16 protein-coding genes are annotated in these 17,626 nt (G+C 64.1%); 4 read left to right on the forward strand and 12 right to left on the reverse strand.

All coding sequences use genetic code 11. The annotated features are described in order from the left end of the window. Positions 1 to 33: 33 nt before the first annotated feature. A complete protein-coding gene (locus tag ABIB57_RS09355; protein ID WP_354040232.1) occupies positions 34 to 528 on the forward strand; it encodes a hypothetical protein in 495 nt (164 codons plus the stop codon). Beyond that, the gene (locus ABIB57_RS09360; protein ID WP_354040234.1) at positions 525 to 917 is read left to right on the forward strand and encodes a DUF1304 domain-containing protein; all 393 of its coding nucleotides are present in this window, start codon (positions 525 to 527) and stop codon (positions 915 to 917) included. The genes ABIB57_RS09355 and ABIB57_RS09360 overlap by 4 nt, the downstream gene beginning before the upstream one ends. Here the strand turns inward: ABIB57_RS09360 and ABIB57_RS09365 are convergent. Continuing rightward, the gene (locus ABIB57_RS09365) at positions 914 to 2,308 is read right to left on the reverse strand and encodes a M20/M25/M40 family metallo-hydrolase (RefSeq protein WP_354040236.1); all 1,395 of its coding nucleotides are present in this window, start codon (positions 2,306 to 2,308) and stop codon (positions 914 to 916) included. The genes ABIB57_RS09360 and ABIB57_RS09365 overlap by 4 nt on opposite strands. A 171-nt stretch (positions 2,309 to 2,479) precedes the next feature. Here ABIB57_RS09365 and ABIB57_RS09370 point away from each other — a divergent pair, with 171 nt between their 5' ends. Both ABIB57_RS09370 and ABIB57_RS09375 read left to right on the forward strand, forming a co-directional pair. After that, a complete protein-coding gene (locus tag ABIB57_RS09370) occupies positions 2,480 to 2,662 on the forward strand; it encodes a hypothetical protein (protein WP_354040237.1) in 183 nt (60 codons plus the stop codon). A 126-nt stretch (positions 2,663 to 2,788) separates the two neighbouring features. Then, positions 2,789 to 3,826, forward strand: a complete 1,038-nt coding sequence (locus tag ABIB57_RS09375) for an ATP-dependent DNA ligase (protein ID WP_354040239.1) — start codon at positions 2,789 to 2,791, stop codon at positions 3,824 to 3,826. 24 nt (positions 3,827 to 3,850) lie between these two features. On the opposite strand, the gene ABIB57_RS09380 is transcribed toward ABIB57_RS09375, so the two are convergent. The 11 genes from ABIB57_RS09380 to ABIB57_RS09430 form a co-directional block, all read right to left on the reverse strand. Next, entirely contained in the window at positions 3,851 to 5,614 is a 1,764-nt protein-coding gene (locus ABIB57_RS09380; RefSeq protein WP_354040241.1) for a hypothetical protein, read from the reverse strand. Further along, positions 5,611 to 6,747: a protein-glutamate methylesterase/protein-glutamine glutaminase gene (locus ABIB57_RS09385; RefSeq protein ID WP_354040242.1), complete on the reverse strand. Its 1,137-nt coding sequence runs from the start codon at positions 6,745 to 6,747 to the stop codon at positions 5,611 to 5,613. Before ABIB57_RS09385 ends, ABIB57_RS09380 begins: the two co-directional genes overlap by 4 nt. A gap of 8 nt (positions 6,748 to 6,755) precedes the next feature. Then, a complete protein-coding gene (locus tag ABIB57_RS09390; protein WP_502914371.1) occupies positions 6,756 to 7,643 on the reverse strand; it encodes a CheR family methyltransferase in 888 nt (295 codons plus the stop codon). Positions 7,644 to 7,704: 61 nt separating this feature from the next. Then, positions 7,705 to 8,169: a chemotaxis protein CheW gene (locus ABIB57_RS09395; protein ID WP_299747742.1), complete on the reverse strand. Its 465-nt coding sequence runs from the start codon at positions 8,167 to 8,169 to the stop codon at positions 7,705 to 7,707. 12 nt (positions 8,170 to 8,181) lie between these two features. Further along, positions 8,182 to 10,026: a methyl-accepting chemotaxis protein gene (locus ABIB57_RS09400; RefSeq protein ID WP_354040246.1), complete on the reverse strand. Its 1,845-nt coding sequence runs from the start codon at positions 10,024 to 10,026 to the stop codon at positions 8,182 to 8,184. A gap of 85 nt (positions 10,027 to 10,111) precedes the next feature. Beyond that, positions 10,112 to 12,052: a methyl-accepting chemotaxis protein gene (locus ABIB57_RS09405; protein WP_354040247.1), complete on the reverse strand. Its 1,941-nt coding sequence runs from the start codon at positions 12,050 to 12,052 to the stop codon at positions 10,112 to 10,114. A 96-nt stretch (positions 12,053 to 12,148) separates the two neighbouring features. Further along, entirely contained in the window at positions 12,149 to 14,239 is a 2,091-nt protein-coding gene (locus ABIB57_RS09410) for a HAMP domain-containing methyl-accepting chemotaxis protein (protein ID WP_354040248.1), read from the reverse strand. After that, positions 14,236 to 14,733 (reverse strand): chemotaxis protein CheW, encoded by a 498-nt coding sequence (locus ABIB57_RS09415; RefSeq protein WP_354040250.1) that lies wholly within the window; start codon positions 14,731 to 14,733, stop codon positions 14,236 to 14,238. Before ABIB57_RS09415 ends, ABIB57_RS09410 begins: the two co-directional genes overlap by 4 nt. After that, positions 14,730 to 16,817, reverse strand: a complete 2,088-nt coding sequence (locus ABIB57_RS09420) for a chemotaxis protein CheA (protein WP_354040252.1) — start codon at positions 16,815 to 16,817, stop codon at positions 14,730 to 14,732. The genes ABIB57_RS09415 and ABIB57_RS09420 overlap by 4 nt, the downstream gene beginning before the upstream one ends. Beyond that, positions 16,814 to 17,182, reverse strand: a complete 369-nt coding sequence (locus tag ABIB57_RS09425) for a response regulator (RefSeq protein ID WP_299730593.1) — start codon at positions 17,180 to 17,182, stop codon at positions 16,814 to 16,816. Before ABIB57_RS09425 ends, ABIB57_RS09420 begins: the two co-directional genes overlap by 4 nt. Beyond that, a complete protein-coding gene (locus tag ABIB57_RS09430; RefSeq protein WP_354040254.1) occupies positions 17,179 to 17,520 on the reverse strand; it encodes an STAS domain-containing protein in 342 nt (113 codons plus the stop codon). Before ABIB57_RS09430 ends, ABIB57_RS09425 begins: the two co-directional genes overlap by 4 nt. Positions 17,521 to 17,626: the final 106 nt, after the last annotated feature.

Below are 17,626 nucleotides of genomic sequence, written 5' to 3' on the forward strand. Positions count from 1 at the left end.
ACTGAGTAGCAATTTTTGAGGAGCAAGACATTGATGCGGAAGTTGATAGGCGCCGGTCTCGTTGGATTGATGCTGGCAGGCCCGGCAATGGCCGATGGCAAGATCTATGTGCAATTGCCGGACCTGTCGGATTATCAGGGCCGGGAAGCCGAGGATTTCCTGCATCAGGTGGTGCTGGCCAATATCGTGTCTTCCAATTGCCCGGGCTTTGAGGCGACCGAAGAGGAATGGTCGTTGCTGACCGACTCGGCCGATATTGTGTCTCATGAGAATCTGAAGCTGACGACAGACGAATATGTCGCCACCTATGAGACGCCGGCATTTGCGGCGCTCGACGAGGCCGATACCTGCGCCGTCGAGGGTCCCAAGGTTCAGCCGATCCTTGACGACCTGGTCGCCCATGGCGGCTCGCGCGAGGCGCTGCCGGATCAGGACGCAGCCTATGAGGATTGGCGCAAGATGCAGGATGCTTGGGACGCGGGGACCTCGGCACTGCCGGCCCCATCGGGGAAAACCAAGACCAAATGAGCTTCATCGGGCAAGTCCTGGTTGGGCTGATCGCGCTGCTGCACTTTTACATCCTGGTGCTGGAGATGTTCCTGTGGACTACGCCGCGCGGGCTCAAGGCGTTTGGGCAAACGCTTGAATCGGCAGAGGCCAGCAAGACGCTGGCGGCCAATCAGGGGCTTTATAATGGGTTCCTGGCGGTCGGGCTGGTCTGGGGACTGCTGCATCCGGATCGGCAGGTCGCCTGGGAATTGCAGATGTTCTTCCTTGGCTGCGTGGCGATTGCGGGGATCTATGGTGCGATTACCGCCAAGCGCTCGATCCTGTTCGTCCAGACCGTGCCGGCTGTGATCGCCATGATCGTGGTGACCATGGCGATTTACCTGCAGACCGATCCGCCGGCTGTTTAGGCGGCGAATGCCGCCAGCACCCGCACCCAGGAGCGGATGCCGCGGTGGAAGCTTTCGAGGTCGTATTTCTCGTTGGGGCTGTGGATGCTGTCGTCCACATGGGCGAAGCCGATGAGCAGCGTATCCATGCCGAGGATCGTCTTGAACTCGCCCGCGACGGGGATGGAGCCGCCCGAGCCGGTGATGACGGCTTCCTTGTTCCATTCGCCGGTGAGGCCGGCCAAAGCCTGCTTGAGATAGACGCCGTCCGAGGGGACGGTGATGGCGGGGGAACCGCCATGTTCCCTAAAGGTCACCGAGCAGTCGGCGGGGATGCGGTCCTCGACATGCTTGCGGAAGGCGGCGCGGATTTTGTCGGGCACCATGCCGGAAACGAGACGGAAGGAAATCTTGGCGCTGGCTTTGGCGGGAATGACGGTCTTGAAGCCGTCGCCCGTATAGCCGCCGATCATTCCGTTGATTTCGCAGGTAGGACGCGACCAGGTCTGCTCCAGTACCGAGCGGGCGCTTTCACCGGCGGGGATGGAGAGGCCAGCTTCGGCGAGGAAGGCCTTTTCGTCGAAGCCCAGGCCCTTCCACTGCGCCTTGACGGCGTCGGGCACTTCGGCGACGTCGTCGTAGAAACCCGGCAGGGTGACGCTGCCATCGGGGGCGCGCAGGCTGGCGATGATTTCGGCCAGCACCTGATTGGGATTGCGGGCGGCATTGCCGAACATGCCCGAATGCAAGTCCTTACTGGCGCAGGTGATTTCGATTTCCTCGCCGACGAGGCCGCGCAGCATGGTGGTGATCGAGGGGGTTTTACGGTCCCACATGTCGGTGTCGCAGACGAGAGCGATATCGGCGCGCAATTCGTCGGCATTGGCGGCCATGAAGGGGGGCAGGTTCTTGCCACCGCTTTCCTCCTCGCCTTCGAGCATCAGGGAGACGCGGACGGGCAGGGCGCCATTGACTTGTTTCCAGGCGCGGCAGGCTTCCACGAAGGTCATCAACTGGCCTTTGTCGTCGGATGAGCCGCGCGCCACGATGATCTTGCGGCCGTTGGCATCGTCCTTGATCACCGGCTCGAATGGATCGGTGTGCCACAGGTTCAGCGGATCGACGGGTTGCACGTCATAGTGGCCATAGAACAGCACATGCGGGCCGGTGGTGACAGTGTCATGGGCGACGACGACGGGATGGCCGGGCGTGGGGCGAGCAGCGGCGGTAAAGCCCTGGCCGACCAGATCATCGACCAGGAACTGCGCGGCGCGCTGGCATTCGTCCGCATAGGCCGGATCGGTCGAGATCGACTTGATGCGCAGCAGGGTCTTGAGGCGCTCGAGGCTGTTGTCGAGATCGGCATCGACGCGGGCAAGGACTGCGTCGAGCGTGGCGGGGGCGATGGTCATGGGTAGAACTTCCGATTTGATTTGGCGCGACCATGGCGCGGGGCGATGAAGCCTGTCCAGCCGATTTATGATGAATCGAACATGAACGGGGCGCTCAAGCGGGCGTCAGTTGGAACCATTTATGGTTAACGCAAGTTCGGATGTTCTGGACGCGAACCAAAGGAGTTTCCCATGCACCTTTCAGCCTCAGCCATCACGGCTTTGCTGCTTGCTGCCGGCGTGGGCAGCCTGACCGAGGCCGCGCCGGTATCCACCATCGGCCGCACCTCCTCCGCGATGGCGCCGATATCGACACCGCAATTCCTGCAGGGCAAGGCCGGCGACGGCAATGTCAGGCAAGCTATGGCCGCCTGATCCTATTTATTGCCTGACCTCCTTCCTCCCATGCACAAACTTCAAGCCCCGGTCTCGTACCGGGGCTTTTTTCTTGGTCGGGAACCGATTGCGTGGCGCCAGTCGTTGAGCGAGTGGAGACCGCACATGACCAAGACCGCAGCGCCGCAGCCGATCGAGCCGATGGAAGCCAGGAGCGTTGAAAACCTGCCGGAGGACGAGGGCTGGCAGTTCGAACCGAAGTGGGATGGTTTTCGCTGCATTGCAGTGCGCAGCGGGGATGCGGTGGCGCTGTTCGCCAAATCGGGCAAGCCGCTAGGGCGGTATTTCCCCGAAGTGGTGGCGATGATTGCTGAACTGCCCGGCGGGCACTTTGTACTCGATGGTGAGCTGGTAATCGAGACTGGCGATGAGCTGTCGTTCGATGCGTTGCAGATGCGGTTGCATCCCGCCGAGAGTCGGGTGCGCAAGCTGGCGGCAGAGACGCCGGCGCTGTTCATTGCCTTCGATATGCTGGCCAATGCGGAGGGCGACCTGACTGGGTCGAGCCTGGAATTGCGCCGTGCGGCGCTGGAGGCATTTGTGGGGGCGGCCAAGGCACCGGGACTACGGCTGTCGCCGTTCACGCTTGATCGCAAGCAGGCGGTCAAATGGCTGGAAAAGGTGGGCGGGGCGCTGGATGGCGTTATCGCCAAGCGACTGGATGGGACCTATCTCAGCGGCGAGCGGGCCATGCTCAAGGTCAAGCGGATTCGCTCGGCCGATTGCGTGGTGGGCGGGTTTCGCTATGGCACGGACAGCAAACTCGTCGGCTCGTTGCTGCTGGGACTGTTCAACGACAATGGGCTGCTCGACCATGTGGGGTTTACCTCAGGACTTTCGGAGGCCGAGAAGCCGGAGATCACCGAGCGGCTGGAAGCGCTCAAGGGACCGCCGGGTTTTACCGGGGACGCGCCGGGCGGGCCGAGCCGGTGGTCGACAGAGCGTTCCACCCAGTGGGAGAGCCTGCGCCATGAACTGGTGGTGGAGGTGCTGTATGACCATGCGACGAGCAACCGGTTCCGCCACGGCACCAAGCTGCATCGCTGGCGCCCGGACAAGGCGCCGCGCCAGTGCACGTTCGAGCAATTGGAGCCGGCGCGGAAGCCCGAGGGCGTGGTGGCTAAGACGATTGCCGGCGGCTAGAGGGCCGGCAAGCGTGCCGCGGCGCTAAAAGAACAGATCGTCCAGGTCCGCTTCGGCCGAGGTCTCGCTGGCAACAACCGGCGGTGGAGCGGTGAGATCCTTGCCGAAGAGTTGTTCATGGATACGGCGTTCTGCGTCCATGGTGTATTTGGTGCGCAAGACGGACAGCACTGCGGCCAGCGCTTCGGACGGCGGATCGATGTGGTCGGCCGAATATTGGGCGATGAGGACGTGCATGTCGGCCATGGCTTCGGAAATGGCGGACTGGTCGGCAAAGCTGGATGCGGCTTCGCCCAACAGGTTGACGACCTTGGGGCCATCAAGGTTGAGCACGCCAAGGGCTTCGGCCAGCGTCTGATCGACGGTTTCGAGCAGTCCGAGGGCGGCGGTGGCTTCCTGCTCCAGTTGGCCGACCTGGCCGGCGGCGTCACCCGAGGCGGCGGCGCCGAAGGACTGGGCGAGGCCGGCGGCTTCGTGAAGGCCGCTCATGGCGGTTTCGGCGGCAGCGACGGTTTCGCCGGTCAATTCGCGCAATTGACTGGCAATGACGTTGAGGGCGGTGCCGCGTGGCCCGAGCTGAGCGCATTTGACGGCGGCGTTGAGGCTGACAAGGCGCATGTTGGCCTCGATTTCCTGCACGGCTTCGACATGGCCGAGCAGGGATTGCACCGTGGCCTGCACGGCGCCGGCGACGATTTCGAGCTTGCCGCGCTCGGTCTCGCAATCGCGCAGCACCTCAGCGGCGTGGCGGAGCTGGTCGCTGAGGGCGGCAAGCGGGGATTGGGCGCCGGCCTTGCCGTGGCCGTAGATATCGCGGCTGCGCACCATGATGGTGCGAGCATCGGTCGCCAGGTCGCTCAAGGCATTGGCGGCGTCGGCGACGTCGGCGGTAAAGGCGTCGGCAGCGCTGGCCAGTTGGGCGGCCTGCAAGCCGGTGATGGCGGCAAGGGCGGCGTCGTGCTCCTCGGCGGGCAGATCGGCGCCGGCGACGCTCTTGCCGTCAAACAGGTCGGCCAGGGTTTCAAGCGCGGTTTCGACATGTTCGAGACGCTGGCGGGTGGCGTCGCCGACCTGGAGGGCCATGACGGCGCTGGCGATGCGGCCGCCGATCTGGCGCGAGACACGGCCGGTTTCGGCGCTGCCATCGACCGAGGCCTGGCGCTGGCGGGTGACGGCCTCAAGGCTGCCATCCATGCTGGCGGCGAGGCCACTCAGGGTATCGGCATGGGCAGCCTCGAAATGGGCGCGCTGTTCGGCGGCGCGGCGCACTTCGTCGGTCAATTGTCGATAGACGGTGGAGAATTCCTGGATGGTGCGGCTGGCGCTTTCGCTGAGCTTGGCGATATCGGTGGTGAAGACCTCGAAGTCATCGCCATCGCCGACGATGCCGGCGGCAACGACGCGCGCGTTGATGGCGACGATGCCCATCATCTTGACGGTGCGGCGCAGGTCGGAAATCGGATGATCGGCGGCGGCGACAACGCTGACCAGACGCGCCAGATCGGCCTGCTCGGTGGCAAAGACGGCGGCGATGGCCTGGGATTCGGTGCCAATGGCGGCGAGGCGCGCCGAGGCCTCGTGCAGTTCTGGGCTCTCAAGGCTCTGCGGCAGGGCCTCGAAAATGCGGGTGATGCGGTTGAGCATGGCCGCGCCCTTGGTCAGGCGATCGCCGACCGCCACGAAGGTGGTTTCGATGCGCTCGCGCGGCTCGACAATGCCGGGCACGAGCGCCCGCAGGTCGCTGGCGGTGGGCAGGGCAGTTTGGGTCTGGCGGGCGAGAGCCGTCATTTGATTGCCCCTAAGGCGGTGCGGACATAGGTGTTGATTTCGTTGGCGACGCGGTTGAGCGCCACCACCTTGGCGGCGGCGCCGCGCTGGATGGCTTCCTTGGGCATGCCGAAGACGACGGAGCTTTCTTCGTCCTGGGCGACCGTGTAGCTGCCGGCCTGGCGCATTTCGAGCAGGCCGCGTGCGCCATCGTCGCCCATGCCGGTCAGGATGATGCCCATGGCGTTCTTGCCAGCAGCCTGGGAGGCGGAGCGGAACATCACGTCGACCGAGGGGCGGTGACGCGAGACGTGGGGGCCCTCGACGATATTGACGGTGTAGCGGGAGCCGGCGCGGTGCAGCAGCATGTGCAGGTTGCCCGGCGCGATGAGGACGCGGCCGGCTTGCACCACGTCGCCATCCTCGGCTTCCTTGATCTCCATGGCGCAGATGCCGTTGAGGCGGCGCGCGAAGGCATTGGTGAATTTTTCCGGCATGTGCTGGACGATGATGATGCCCGGCGTGGTGGCGGGCAGGGCTTCGAGCACTTCGCGTAGCGCTTCGGTGCCGCCGGTCGATGCGCCGATGCAGATGATCGGCTCCGTCACCGGCATCTTGGCGCGCTGGGAGGCGGCGCGAGCTTCGGAATGGGGCGGGATGATCGCGTCGGCATTGAGCTTGGCCTCGACGGTGAGGCGGGGGGCCGGCTTGTGCACGCCACGGAATTTCGCATGGGCTGCGGCCTTGGCGGCGTCGCAGATGCGCATCCGGGATTCTTTGAGGAATTCGGCGGTATCGACGCGCGGCTTGGTGACGACGTCGACGGCGCCGGCTTCAAGCGCCTGCATCAGCGTGTCCGAACCGGCTTCGGCCAGCGAGGAGCAGATGACGACAGGGATGGGCCGCTGACTCATGATCTTGCGCAGGAACGTCAGCCCGTCCATGCGCGGCAGCTCGATATCGAGGAACATGACGTCGGGCACTTCCTGGCGGATGCGCTCGACGGCCACATAGGGATCGGCGGCGGTGGCCATGACCTCGAGGTCGGGATCGCTGCCGATGATCTCGCTCAGGGTCATGCGCACGGAGGCGCTGTCATCGACGATGAGGACGCGGATCTTGCGATGGGAGCCGCTCTGGGAGGCTTCGGGCATGGGCGCGCTCACGGCTTCTGGAAAACGGCGGGCGCGACCTGGCGCATGGTGATGTTGGTCCCGATCATGGATTCGGAATGACCAAGGACCAGATACCCCCCGGGGCGTAAATGTTTGATCAACTTGAGGATCACGGCTTCCTGATCGACCTTCTCGAAATAGATCAGCACATTGCGCAAGAAGATGATGTCGACGTCGTTATCGAAGGGATAGGCCTTGTCCATCAGGTTGAGCCGGGCGAAGCGCACGAGGCGCCGCAATTCGGGCACAATGCGCACTTCGGAGCGGACACCGGCCTTGCGGGCGAACATCAGGTAGCGCGATTGCTTGGCCTGGGGGACGGGCGTAATCATTTCGGCCGGATAGACGGCGCGCTGGCCTTGGTCCAGCACGGCAGTCGAGATGTCGGTGCCCAGGATGGAGAAGCGGAAGTCACCGCGCTGGCCGGCGAGGTCGGCCAGCACCATCGCCAGCGTATAGGCCTCGGCGCCGGTGGAGCTGGCGGCGCTCCAGATTTTGAGCATGGGCGCTCGTTCGCCGCGCCGCAATTCCAGCAACGCAGGCACCATGCGCTGTTCGAGGCAGTCGAAATGCTCGGGCTCGCGGAAGAAATCGGTCTTGTTGGTGGTCACCGCATTGATCAGGAAGGGGCGCTCCGCGGTGAGGCCGTCCTTCTTGAACAGGTAGGCGCAATAGGCGTCGAAGCTATCGAGACCCAGAGTGCGGATACGCTTGCGCAGGCGACCTTCCACCATCAGGCGCTTGGCGGGCGGCAGCTTGATGCCGACCTCGTCGACAATCAGGGTGGCGATGCGCTTGTAGTCGAGCGCGGTGAGGTGATCGTCTTCGTCGTCGATGCGGATGGCGGCGGCGGTACGAGCGGGAAGGGACACAATAAACTCCGGCCGGTGGCGGCACGTCGAAGCCCGCTGCTGCGGGACGACGTGCCGGAAGGGTTCAGGCAGCCTGCGTCACGGGCGCCGCAGAAGCGCCCAGCAGAGTGTCGAGATCGAGCACGGTAACGAACTTGCCGTTGCGACGACCGATGCCGGCGATGCAGCGCCCGTTCCAGGCGCCGCTGATCGAGGGGGGCGGATCGAGCTCGTTTTCGTCGAGGATCGTGACCTCGAACACCCGGTCGGTGCGCAGGCCAAGTCGCCGCTCGCCATCGGCGCCGTCGATCGACAGCACCACGATGCGGGTGTTCTCGGTGTCCTCGCGCGGCTCCATGTCGAGCGTCAGGCGCAGGTCGAGCACCGGAATACCCTGGCCGCGGACATCGATCATGCCGAGCAGGTTGGCGGGGGCCTGGGGCAGGCGCGCGATCGGGCGCATGTCCAGGATTTCCTGTACCTTTTCGACGGGGGCGGCGAAGATTTCGTCCGCGACCCCGAGGGTTACGTATTGCTGGTTCTCTGCCATCTTGTCCTGCCTTTACGCTGCGCCGCGGCGCGAGAAAGCACCGTCGAGTTCGTCGTGGGCGTCATCGAGCGACAGGTTGAAACCGCCGCCGTCATTATCGGCCGCAGCCGGCTTGCGCGCGCTCATATGGGGGGCGCCGGCCATGACGGCATCGCGCATGCTGGGTTTGGCTGGCTTGCGCACGGCTGGAGCGGGAGCCCTGGCGCGGTTGACCTGATTGCCATCGATGCGGAAGTAGGAGATGGCCGTCTGCAGCTGCTCGGCCTGGGAGGCCAGCTCTTCCGACGTTGCCGACATTTCCTCGGCGGCGCTGGTGTTCTGCTGGGTCACCTTGTCGAGCTGCTGGATGGCAGTGTTGATCTGGGAAGCACCGGCACTCTGCTCGCGGCTACCAGCGGAGATTTCTTCCACCAGTTCGGCGGTGCGCTGGATGTCGGGCACCAGCTTGGCGAGCATGGCGCCAGCCGATTGGGCCGCCTTGACGGTGGTGCCGGAGAGGGTCGAAATTTCGGCGGCGGCAGCCTGGCTGCGTTCGGCTAGTTTACGAACCTCCGAGGCGACGACCGCAAAGCCACGGCCATGTTCACCGGCACGGGCGGCTTCCACCGCGGCGTTGAGGGCAAGCAGATCGGTCTGGCGGGCGATTTCCTGCACCACCATGATCTTTTCGGCGATGGTCTGCATGGCTGCAACGGCGTTGTTGACCGCTTCACCGGAGGCGATGGCATCGGCCGCGGACTGGCGGGCGATCTTCTCGGTCTGGTTGGCGTTATCGGCCGACTGCTTGATGGTGGCGGTCATTTCTTCCATCGAGGCCGAGGCCTCTTCGGTGGACGATGCCTGCTCGGTGGCGCCCTGGCTCAGCTGTTCGGCGGTCGCCGACATTTCCTGGCTGCCGGCCGAGACGTTGTTGGCCGAGGCGATGGCGTCAGAGATGACTTCGCGCAGCTTTTCGACCATGCGCTTGAGCGAGATGCCGAGCGTGTCCTTGTCCGAGAGCGGCTTGGGATCGACGGTCAGATCGCCGTTGGCGATCATGTCGGCGACCTCGGCAGTACCGCGCAGGTTGGTCGTCATGACGTTGAGGGCGTCGACCAGGTCGCGCACTTCGTCGGCCGAGGTCACTGTCGCGGTGGCGCTGAGATCGCCGGCGGCGACAGCGTTGGCCAGTGCGATGGCGGAGGCCAGGTTGCGCTTGATGGCCGAGGTGACCAGCAGTACGATGACGATGGCGACCACGGTGACCAGCAGGGCCGCCCCCACGATCATCCAAGTCAGGAAGCCAAACAGGGCGTCGCCGTCGGTGCGCAGCACCTGGGCCTGGACCAGTTGGTACGAGGACAGGGCATCGACGCTGGCATCGACCGGGTCGGTGGCGGCGTAAAGCTCGGTGGCGACGAATTGCTGCAGGCCGGCCATGTTCTGGCTGTCCAGCAAAGTCTTCAGCTTATCGATCGTGGCATTGGAGCCAGCCAGGGCGGTCTTGACCTTCTCGACCAGGATCAATTCCTCATCGGTCATCTGGGTAGCCAGATAGGCGTTCCAGTTGGTGTCGATATCGCCGCGGGCGGTCTGGAGCAAATTGCGACCGTCTGACCAGCTCACCGAGCCGGCGGCGACCTTATGGGCGGTGCCCACGATATCGGCGAAATAGGCGTCCGAGACGGTTTTAAGCTGCTGCAGTGGTATGACCCGATCGTCATACATCGAGGTCATCTGCGCGGCCATCTGGCTCATGCCGTAATAGCCCATGCCGCCGACGATCAGCGCGATCGAAAAGGCCGACAGCAATTGGACGATCAGGATTTTGGCGGAGATGCTCCGGAATTTCGAACGGCGGGCACTGGCGGTGGTCATTGGGTGATCCATGGGGGAATTAGATGGGGCGGCCGTGGTGCCGCCGGCACCATGCCGGCGGCGTCGCTATCAGGGTGGGTTCAGGCTAGGCCGCGCCGCGGCGGCTGAAGGCGCCGTCGAGGTCGTCATGGGCGTCGTCGAGGCTCAGATCGAACCCGCCGCTGCCGCCAGTGTTGCTGGAGCCGCGATTGGAGGACATGTGGGGCGCCGAAGCCATGACGGCGGAACGCATGTCGGCCTTGGGCTTGGTGAGGGACTTGCGGGCAGGCCCGGTCGCCTCATTTCTGTTGGCGATCTGGCGTTCATCGATGCGGAAGTAGCTGATCGCCGACTGCAACTGCTCGGCCTGGGTGGCCAGCTCTTCGGAGGTTGCCGACATTTCCTCGGCGGCGCTGGTGTTCTGCTGGGTCACCTTGTCGAGCTGCTGGATCGCCGTATTGATCTGGGCGGCGCCGGCATTCTGTTCGCGGCTGGCGGCGGAGATTTCCTCAACCAGTTCGGCGGTGCGCTGGATATCGGGGACCAGCTTGGCGAGCATGTCGCCAGCCGACTGGGCCGCCTTGACGGTGGTGCCGGAGAGGGTGGAAATCTCGGTCGCCGCGGCCTGGCTGCGTTCGGCAAGCTTACGAACCTCGGAGGCCACGACCGCGAAGCCGCGACCATGTTCGCCGGCGCGGGCCGCTTCCACGGCGGCATTGAGGGCGAGTAGGTCGGTCTGGCGGGCGATTTCCTGCACCACCATGATCTTTTCGGCAATGGTCTGCATGGCGGCCACGGCGTTGGTCACGGCTTGCCCGCTGGCCAGGGCATCGGCCGCGGACTGGCGGGCGATTTTTTCGGTCTGGCTGGCATTATCGGCCGACTGCTTGATGGTTGCGGCCATTTCCTCCATCGAGGCCGAGGCCTCTTCGGTGGACGATGCCTGTTCGGTGGCGCCCTGGCTCAGCTGTTCGGCGGTCGCCGACATTTCCTGGCTGCCGGCCGAGACGTTGTTGGCCGAGGCGATGGCATCGGCGATGACTTCGCGCAGTTTTTCGACCATCTGCAGAAGTGCCAGGCCCAGCGTGTCCTTATCGGATAGCGGCTTGGGGGTGACGGTCAGGTCGCCGGCGGCGATCTGTTCAGCGATGGAGGCGGAGGCGCGCAGGCCATCCACCATGCGCTCCATGGCCTTGCCCAGCGTATCCTTGTCGGACAGGATCTTGGGCTTGTTGGCCAGATCGCCATAGCCGATCGCGTCGGCAATAGCGGCCGAGGCGCGCAGGTTATCGGTCATGGTATTGACGGTATCGACGACGTCCTTGATCTCGTCATTGGTCTTGATCTCGATCTTCTGGTCGAGATCGCCGATGGCGACGGCATCGATGGCGGTCTTGATCTTGCCCAGGCCGCGGCTGATGCCGGTGATGATCCACAGGGCCGCGCCAATGGCGAGGATGGACGAACCGCCCAGCAGCGCGAGCAGTAGAAGGCGGCTGGTATTGTAGAGGTCCTCGGCAGCCTGGACCGCTTCGGCCAATTGCTCGTTGTTCAGCTTGGCGATGTTGTCGAGAGCGGTGACCGAGGCCGCGCGCACCTGGGCGGCTTTGCCTGAAGCCAAGGCAAAGGCCTCGGCGTTCAGATTGAGGCTGCCGAGACGACGCACTTCGGCGTGTTGGACCAGATAGGCGTTGTAGTCGGCCGTGAACTGCTCAACCAGCGGCTTGCCTTGTTGGCTCGACAAGTCTTTGAGCTGGGATGACGCGGCGGCAATTTCCGCGATCTTGGCATCCATTTCAGCGGCCAACTTTTCAAGCCCAGGGGCATCCTGGGTGAGAATGTAATTCTTTTCGTCACGGGCCACCGTCAAGGTGGCGACTTCCAGCTCGGAGGCGAGCTGGATGCGCTTGACGTTGCCCTCGGTGGCAGCGCTGAAGCTGTCGTTCAATGCGCCCAGATTCTGCAGGGCGATGAACATGCTGATTCCAGAGAGGACGATAACCACTACAAACGCAGCGGTGAGTTTGGCCTTGATCGTAAGTCTCACGGTAACCCCCTAAGCAGAGCCGCTTCTGCGGCCCTCAGTGAAAAAAGGTAGGCAATATAGGAAGCCGGCCGCGGCGGACCGCGGCCGGCAAAGCAATCAGGCAGCGGTGCGGCGGGAAAACTCTCCGTCTAGTGCATCGTGGCCGTCTTCGAGGTCGAGGTCGAAACCGCCGGTATTGGCGGGCGCGGCCTTGCGGACCGTGTGTGGCGCCTTGGCGGCGATAGCTTGACGCAGGGCGGCGCTGGAGGCCCGCGCCTTGGCTGGCTGGGCCACGACGGGAGCGGGCCCACTGTGGTGTTCGTCGAGCCGGAAGTAGGAGATGGCCGACTGGAGCTGTTCGGCCTGGGAGGCCAGTTCTTCCGACGTTGCCGACATTTCTTCGGCGGCGCTGGTGTTCTGCTGGGTCACCTTGTCGAGCTGCTGGATGGCAGTGTTGATCTGGCTGGCGCCTGAGCTTTGCTCACGGCTGCCGGCTGAGATTTCCTCGACCAGTTCAGCGGTGCGCTGGATATCGGGCACCAGCTTGGCCAGCATGTCGCCAGCCGAGCGCGCGGCCTTGACGGTGGTGCCGGAGAGGGTCGAGATTTCGGCGGCGGCAGCCTGGCTGCGTTCGGCGAGCTTACGAACCTCGGAGGCGACGACCGCAAAGCCGCGGCCATGTTCGCCGGCCCGGGCGGCTTCCACCGCGGCGTTGAGGGCGAGCAGATCGGTCTGGCGGGCGATTTCCTGCACCACCATGATCTTTTCGGCAATCGTCTGCATGGCGGCGACGGCGTTGTTGACCGCTTCACCGGAGGCGATGGCATCGGCCGCCGACTGGCGGGCGATCTTCTCGGTCTGGTTGGCGTTATCGGCCGACTGCTTGATGGTGGCGGTCATTTCTTCCATCGAGGCCGAAGCCTCTTCGGTGGAGGATGCCTGCTCGGTCGCGCCCTGGCTCAATTGCTCAGCGGTGGCCGACATTTCCTGGCTGCCGGCCGCGACGTTGCGGGTGGCGGTGGTGACTTCGCTGACCACATCGCGCAGCTTGCGCACCATGGCGTTGAGGGCATTGATCAGGTCGCGGATTTCGTCATCCGCCTTGGCGGTCGCCGTGGCATTGAGGTCGCCACCGGCGACAGCGTTGGCCAGGGCAACGGCGCTCGACAGCGAGCGGGAGATGGCCACGACAATCCAGGTGGCGGCGACGGCGGCAATGAGCACCGAACCGATGAGCAGGCCAATCAACAGGGCCATGCTCGAATTGTAGAGTGCATCGGCATCCGCGTCGGCCTGTTGCAGGGCGGCCTTGTTGAGATCGATCATGGTGTCGAGCATGGCATCGCCCTCGGCGCGGATGGTGCCAGCTTCGTCCGCCTTGGCGGTGGCGAGGAAGTCCGTGCGCGTCATGGCGACGCTGACAGCCTTGTCCATGGCGACGACGAGACCATCATAGGCGGCCTTGGCGGCGGTGAAGAGGGCCGTGTCCGCGGCGGGGATCAGGCGTTGCAGCGCCGGCATCTGCTCGGCTATCGCCGCCAGACCGGTGATGTAGTCGGCGTGCCATTTGTCCTGTAGCTCCGGGTCACCAGAGGCGAGCAGGACATTGCGCTGCTGGCGGAAGATGTCGGTCATGGTCAGGTACATGTCGGTGGCGGCCTGATAGGCCGGGAACACGGTCATGTCGCCGGCCGATACGCGGGCGGCGAGCGCCTTCTTGAGCGCGACCATGGTGTCTTCGACCTGGCCGAGCGCCGTGCTGCCATCGGAGCGCGAGATAGCCAGCGAAACGGCATCGCTGTTCTGGGTGGTGAGTTCCTCGACCTGCGGGATCATCGCCTGATACTGGGTGAGCTTGACATGGAACTGGTCCAGGCCCTCGCGCACCTTGGGGTCGACTATATTGCCGTCCAGCGTCGCATAATCAGCGGTGATGCTGGCCATTTCCGACGCGATGCCGGCACTGAAAGTGGCCATCAGATCGGGATCGGAGGTGATGATCATGGCGCGCATCTGCGAGCCAACGCTTTCGAGCGCGGTTTGCAGATTGGACATGGTGATGGTGTTGGCCGAGCGGACCTTGACGATGTCGCCCAGCGAATCATTAATCTTGCCCAGGCTCTGCAGGGCAAAGAACATGCTGATGCCCGAAAGGGCGACGACGACGACGAACACGCCTGCCAGTTTAGCCTTGATGGTCAGTCTCACGATGCAAGTCTTTCTTCTGCTGTGGAGGGCGGTGTCCGGGCGCCCTGGGTTTCGAAAATACGCCCCAGATCGGGGATGATGATGAAGCCGCCATTGCGCTTGCCGATGCCGCGCACGAAGTCGGCGCGCCAGCGCATGCCGACGCGGGGGGCCTCTTCGATGGAAGCGGCCTCGATGTCGGTGACGTCATGCACCTTGTCGGCAAGCACGCCGGCGATGGTGGGTTCGCCATCGATCTCGATCTCGATGACGACGATGCGGGTGTCCTTATCCGGCGGTGGCCGATCCATGCCGAACATGACCCGCAGATCGGCGAGCGGAACGACGCGGCCGCGCACATTGATCAGCCCGCCCACGAAGGGGGGTGCATTGGGCACTTCGGTGATCGGCACGAGATCGAGGATTTCGCGCACGCTCTCGGCCTCGATGGCAAACAGCTCGTCCTGCAGGCGCAGCGTCAGGGCTTTCATGGGCCCGGCTTTGAACGCTTTCATGCGGCTTTCCCTTCGGACTTATTGCGGTCGACATAGGTCTGCCCGTGGGCAACCAGATGGGCGGTGTCGAGGATGAGGGCGACGGTGCCGTCGCCCAGAATGGTGGCGCCCGAGAAGGACTTGATGGGCGAGTGCAGCTTGCTGAGCTGCTTGATCACGGTCTGGTTGTTGCCGATGATCTGATCGACCACGAGCCCGACCCGGCCTTCGCCCGAGGAGACGATGACCACCTTCTGGTGCGGTTCGGCGGGCGTCGTGGTGTTGAACACTTCGCGCAGTCGCAGGAAGGGCACGAGGGCGCCGCGGATATCGAGGAAGTTGCGGCCCTTGCCGTCGATGCCTTCGGGCAACTCGACGCATTCTTCCACCGCCGAGAGCGGGATAGTGAAGCGGCCATTGCCGACGCGCACCAGCATGCCATCGATGATGGCCAGGGTCAGGGGCAGGCGCAGGGTCATGGTGGAACCCTCGCCGGCCTTGGTGGTGACATCGATGCTGCCGCGCAGGCCATCGATGGTCCGCTTGACCACGTCCATGCCGACGCCGCGACCCGACAGGGACGTGACTTCCTTGGCGGTGGAGAAGCCGGGTGCGAAGATCAGGTGGTTGAGTTCCTGGTCGGTCAGCTTCTGTTCGGGCGTGATGATGCCGTTTTCCTCGGCCTTGGCGCGGATGCGCTCGGCATTGAGGCCGGCGCCGTCGTCAGAAACCGAGATAGCCACCTCGGCCCCAGCATAGACCGCCGAGAGGCGGACCGTGCCTTTGGGGGTCTTGCCGGCGGCGAGGCGTTTTTCGACGCTCTCGAGGCCATGGTCGACCGAGTTGCGGATCAGGTGGACCAGGGGATCGGCCAAGCGCTCGATCATGGTCTTGTCGAGTTCGGTATCTTCACCGGTGGTGATGAACTCGATGTCCTTGTCGAGGTCGCGGCTGAGGTCGTGGATCAGGCGGCGGAAGCGGCTGAACAGGGTGCCGATCGGCACCATGCGGATGCCCATCGTGGTATCGCGCAGGCCTGAGGACAGGCGTTCGAGTTCCTCCGCGATGGTCTTGAGATTGCCGTCGCTGCTGGAGGCGGCGATCTGGGTCAGGCGGGCCTGGGCGATCACCAGTTCGCCCACGCGGTCCATCAACTCGTCGAGCCGTTCGGCATCGACGCGCATGGAAGAAGCGGCGGGCGCCTTGGCATCGACGGGGGGCGCGGACGGGGCCTCGGCGGCTGGCGCGGGCGCAGGCTTGGCCTTGGCGGCTTTGGCAGGTTTTGGCGCGGCGGCCACGGGGGTCGGTGCGGTTTCGACAACTGGGGCAGCGACCGCGACAGGTTCAGCGGCGGGCTCGGCGCCGGTCAGCGGCACAATGGACAGCTCCATGCCGTCGCGCAGGAACATGAAGACATCGTCGATGGCGGCGTGCGGGTCCTCGGCCATGGTGAGGTCGATCTGCCAGCCCAGATAGGGCACTTCGGGATCGATGGTCTCGAGGTTTGGAATGGTGTCGGTCAGCGCAGTGACTACGCAGGGACCAAGGTCGGTGATTTCCTTGAGCAGCAGCAGCGGATTGGTGCCATAGACCAGCGCGTCGCTGGGCAGGCGGAAGCGGATGCGCCAGGTGCTCGGTGCGGCGGCCGCGGTTTCGGTCACGGCCGGCTCGTCCAGATCCAGCGCGATAACGGCGCTTTCGGCGGGCGCAACTGCGGCTTCGACGGGCGCATTGGTGCCATCGATGACGGCGCGCAGTGCCTCGAGTATGGCGTCGCCGCCGGCAAGCTTGGTATCGGGTTGCTCGATCAGCTTGTGGATGTGGTCCTTGGCGTCCAGCGCCACCTCGATCAGTGCGGGGGTCGCTACGGTCTGGCCCTTGCGGACCTGATCGAACGCGGTTTCGAATTCGTGCACGAAATTGGCGACGGCGGTGAAGCCGAACATGGCGCCCGAACCCTTGATGGTATGCAGGGCGCGGAAGGTGGAGTTGATCAGATCGTCGTTGGCGGGGTTCTGCTCCAGATCGAGCAGGCCCTGCTCAAGCTGTTCGAGCAGCTCGCGCGCTTCCTGGCGGAAGGTCTCGGTAGGATCGGGAAAGCTCATTCGCCGGTTACCTTCTTGATGACGGCCAACAGCTGGTCCTGCTTGAACGGCTTGACGATCCATCCCGTGGCGCCGGCTTCCTTGGCCTGGCGCTTGAGCTCATCATCGGACTCGGTGGTCAGCAAAATAATCGGTACGCCCTTGCTGGAGGGGTGCTGGCGGTATTTGCGGATGAACTCGATGCCGTTCAGCACCGGCATGTTGAGATCGGTGATGACCGCGTGCACGGTGTTGGTGGTGGCCTTGGTGTAGCCATCGGCGCCGTTGATGGCCTCGATGACCTCGTGGCCTGCGGATGCAAGGGTCATGACTACCATCTGCCGGATGGAGGCGCTGTCATCGATGGTCAGGATGGTTTTGCTCATGCTGCGTGTTCCGTTGGTGAGGGGCCGGTCCAGAATTCGCCTTCCGGCGTGCGCGACTTGCCATCGGTGCCGACAAATCCGGTTTGGACCAGGAGACGATGCAGCACGCCGTCCGGGGGCGCATGCAGGGTCAATGTCTTGCCTGACGCCAGGGCGGATTTCCGGGCGGCGACGAGTAATTGGAGAATGGTGACGTCGATACTGGTCAGGCCATCGGCGACCACGGTAATGGTATCGTGGTTATCCAGGGCCTGGCGCAGTAACCCGGCTATATCCTGCACATTGCGCAGGCCGGCATCACCGCTGATGGAGAGCATGTGGGCGCTATCTCCGGTCATTGGAATGACCGGAAGGCAAGACTGATATGGCTGGGCATTATATTACTCTACCGCACTAAGAGGTTGGGAAGCGGAGGCGCTTTTCGAGGTATTACTAGTCTATTAA

The sequence above is a fragment of the Devosia sp. UYZn731 genome, assembly GCF_040546795.1.
Taxonomy (GTDB): Bacteria; Pseudomonadota; Alphaproteobacteria; order Rhizobiales; family Devosiaceae; genus Devosia.

Bases quoted from the DNA above. Each gene is read 5' to 3' on its own strand.
- ABIB57_RS09365 (WP_354040236.1), bottom strand. From the start codon at position 2,308: ATGACCATCGCCCCCGCCACGCTCGACGCAGTCCTTGCCCGCGTCGAT.
- ABIB57_RS09380 (WP_354040241.1), bottom strand. From the start codon at position 5,614: ATGACGGCTCTCGCCCGCCAGACCCAAACTGCCCTGCCCACCGCCAGC.
- ABIB57_RS09355 (WP_354040232.1), top strand. From the start codon at position 34: ATGCGGAAGTTGATAGGCGCCGGTCTCGTTGGATTGATGCTGGCAGGC.
- ABIB57_RS09430 (WP_354040254.1), bottom strand. From the start codon at position 17,520: ATGACCGGAGATAGCGCCCACATGCTCTCCATCAGCGGTGATGCCGGC.
- ABIB57_RS09415 (WP_354040250.1), bottom strand. From the start codon at position 14,733: ATGAAAGCGTTCAAAGCCGGGCCCATGAAAGCCCTGACGCTGCGCCTG.
- ABIB57_RS09425 (WP_299730593.1), bottom strand. From the start codon at position 17,182: ATGAGCAAAACCATCCTGACCATCGATGACAGCGCCTCCATCCGGCAG.
- ABIB57_RS09400 (WP_354040246.1), bottom strand. From the start codon at position 10,026: ATGACCACCGCCAGTGCCCGCCGTTCGAAATTCCGGAGCATCTCCGCC.
- ABIB57_RS09360 (WP_354040234.1), top strand. From the start codon at position 525: ATGAGCTTCATCGGGCAAGTCCTGGTTGGGCTGATCGCGCTGCTGCAC.
- ABIB57_RS09375 (WP_354040239.1), top strand. From the start codon at position 2,789: ATGACCAAGACCGCAGCGCCGCAGCCGATCGAGCCGATGGAAGCCAGG.
- ABIB57_RS09395 (WP_299747742.1), bottom strand. From the start codon at position 8,169: ATGGCAGAGAACCAGCAATACGTAACCCTCGGGGTCGCGGACGAAATC.
- ABIB57_RS09385 (WP_354040242.1), bottom strand. From the start codon at position 6,747: ATGCCCGAAGCCTCCCAGAGCGGCTCCCATCGCAAGATCCGCGTCCTC.
- ABIB57_RS09420 (WP_354040252.1), bottom strand. From the start codon at position 16,817: ATGAGCTTTCCCGATCCTACCGAGACCTTCCGCCAGGAAGCGCGCGAG.
- ABIB57_RS09370 (WP_354040237.1), top strand. From the start codon at position 2,480: ATGCACCTTTCAGCCTCAGCCATCACGGCTTTGCTGCTTGCTGCCGGC.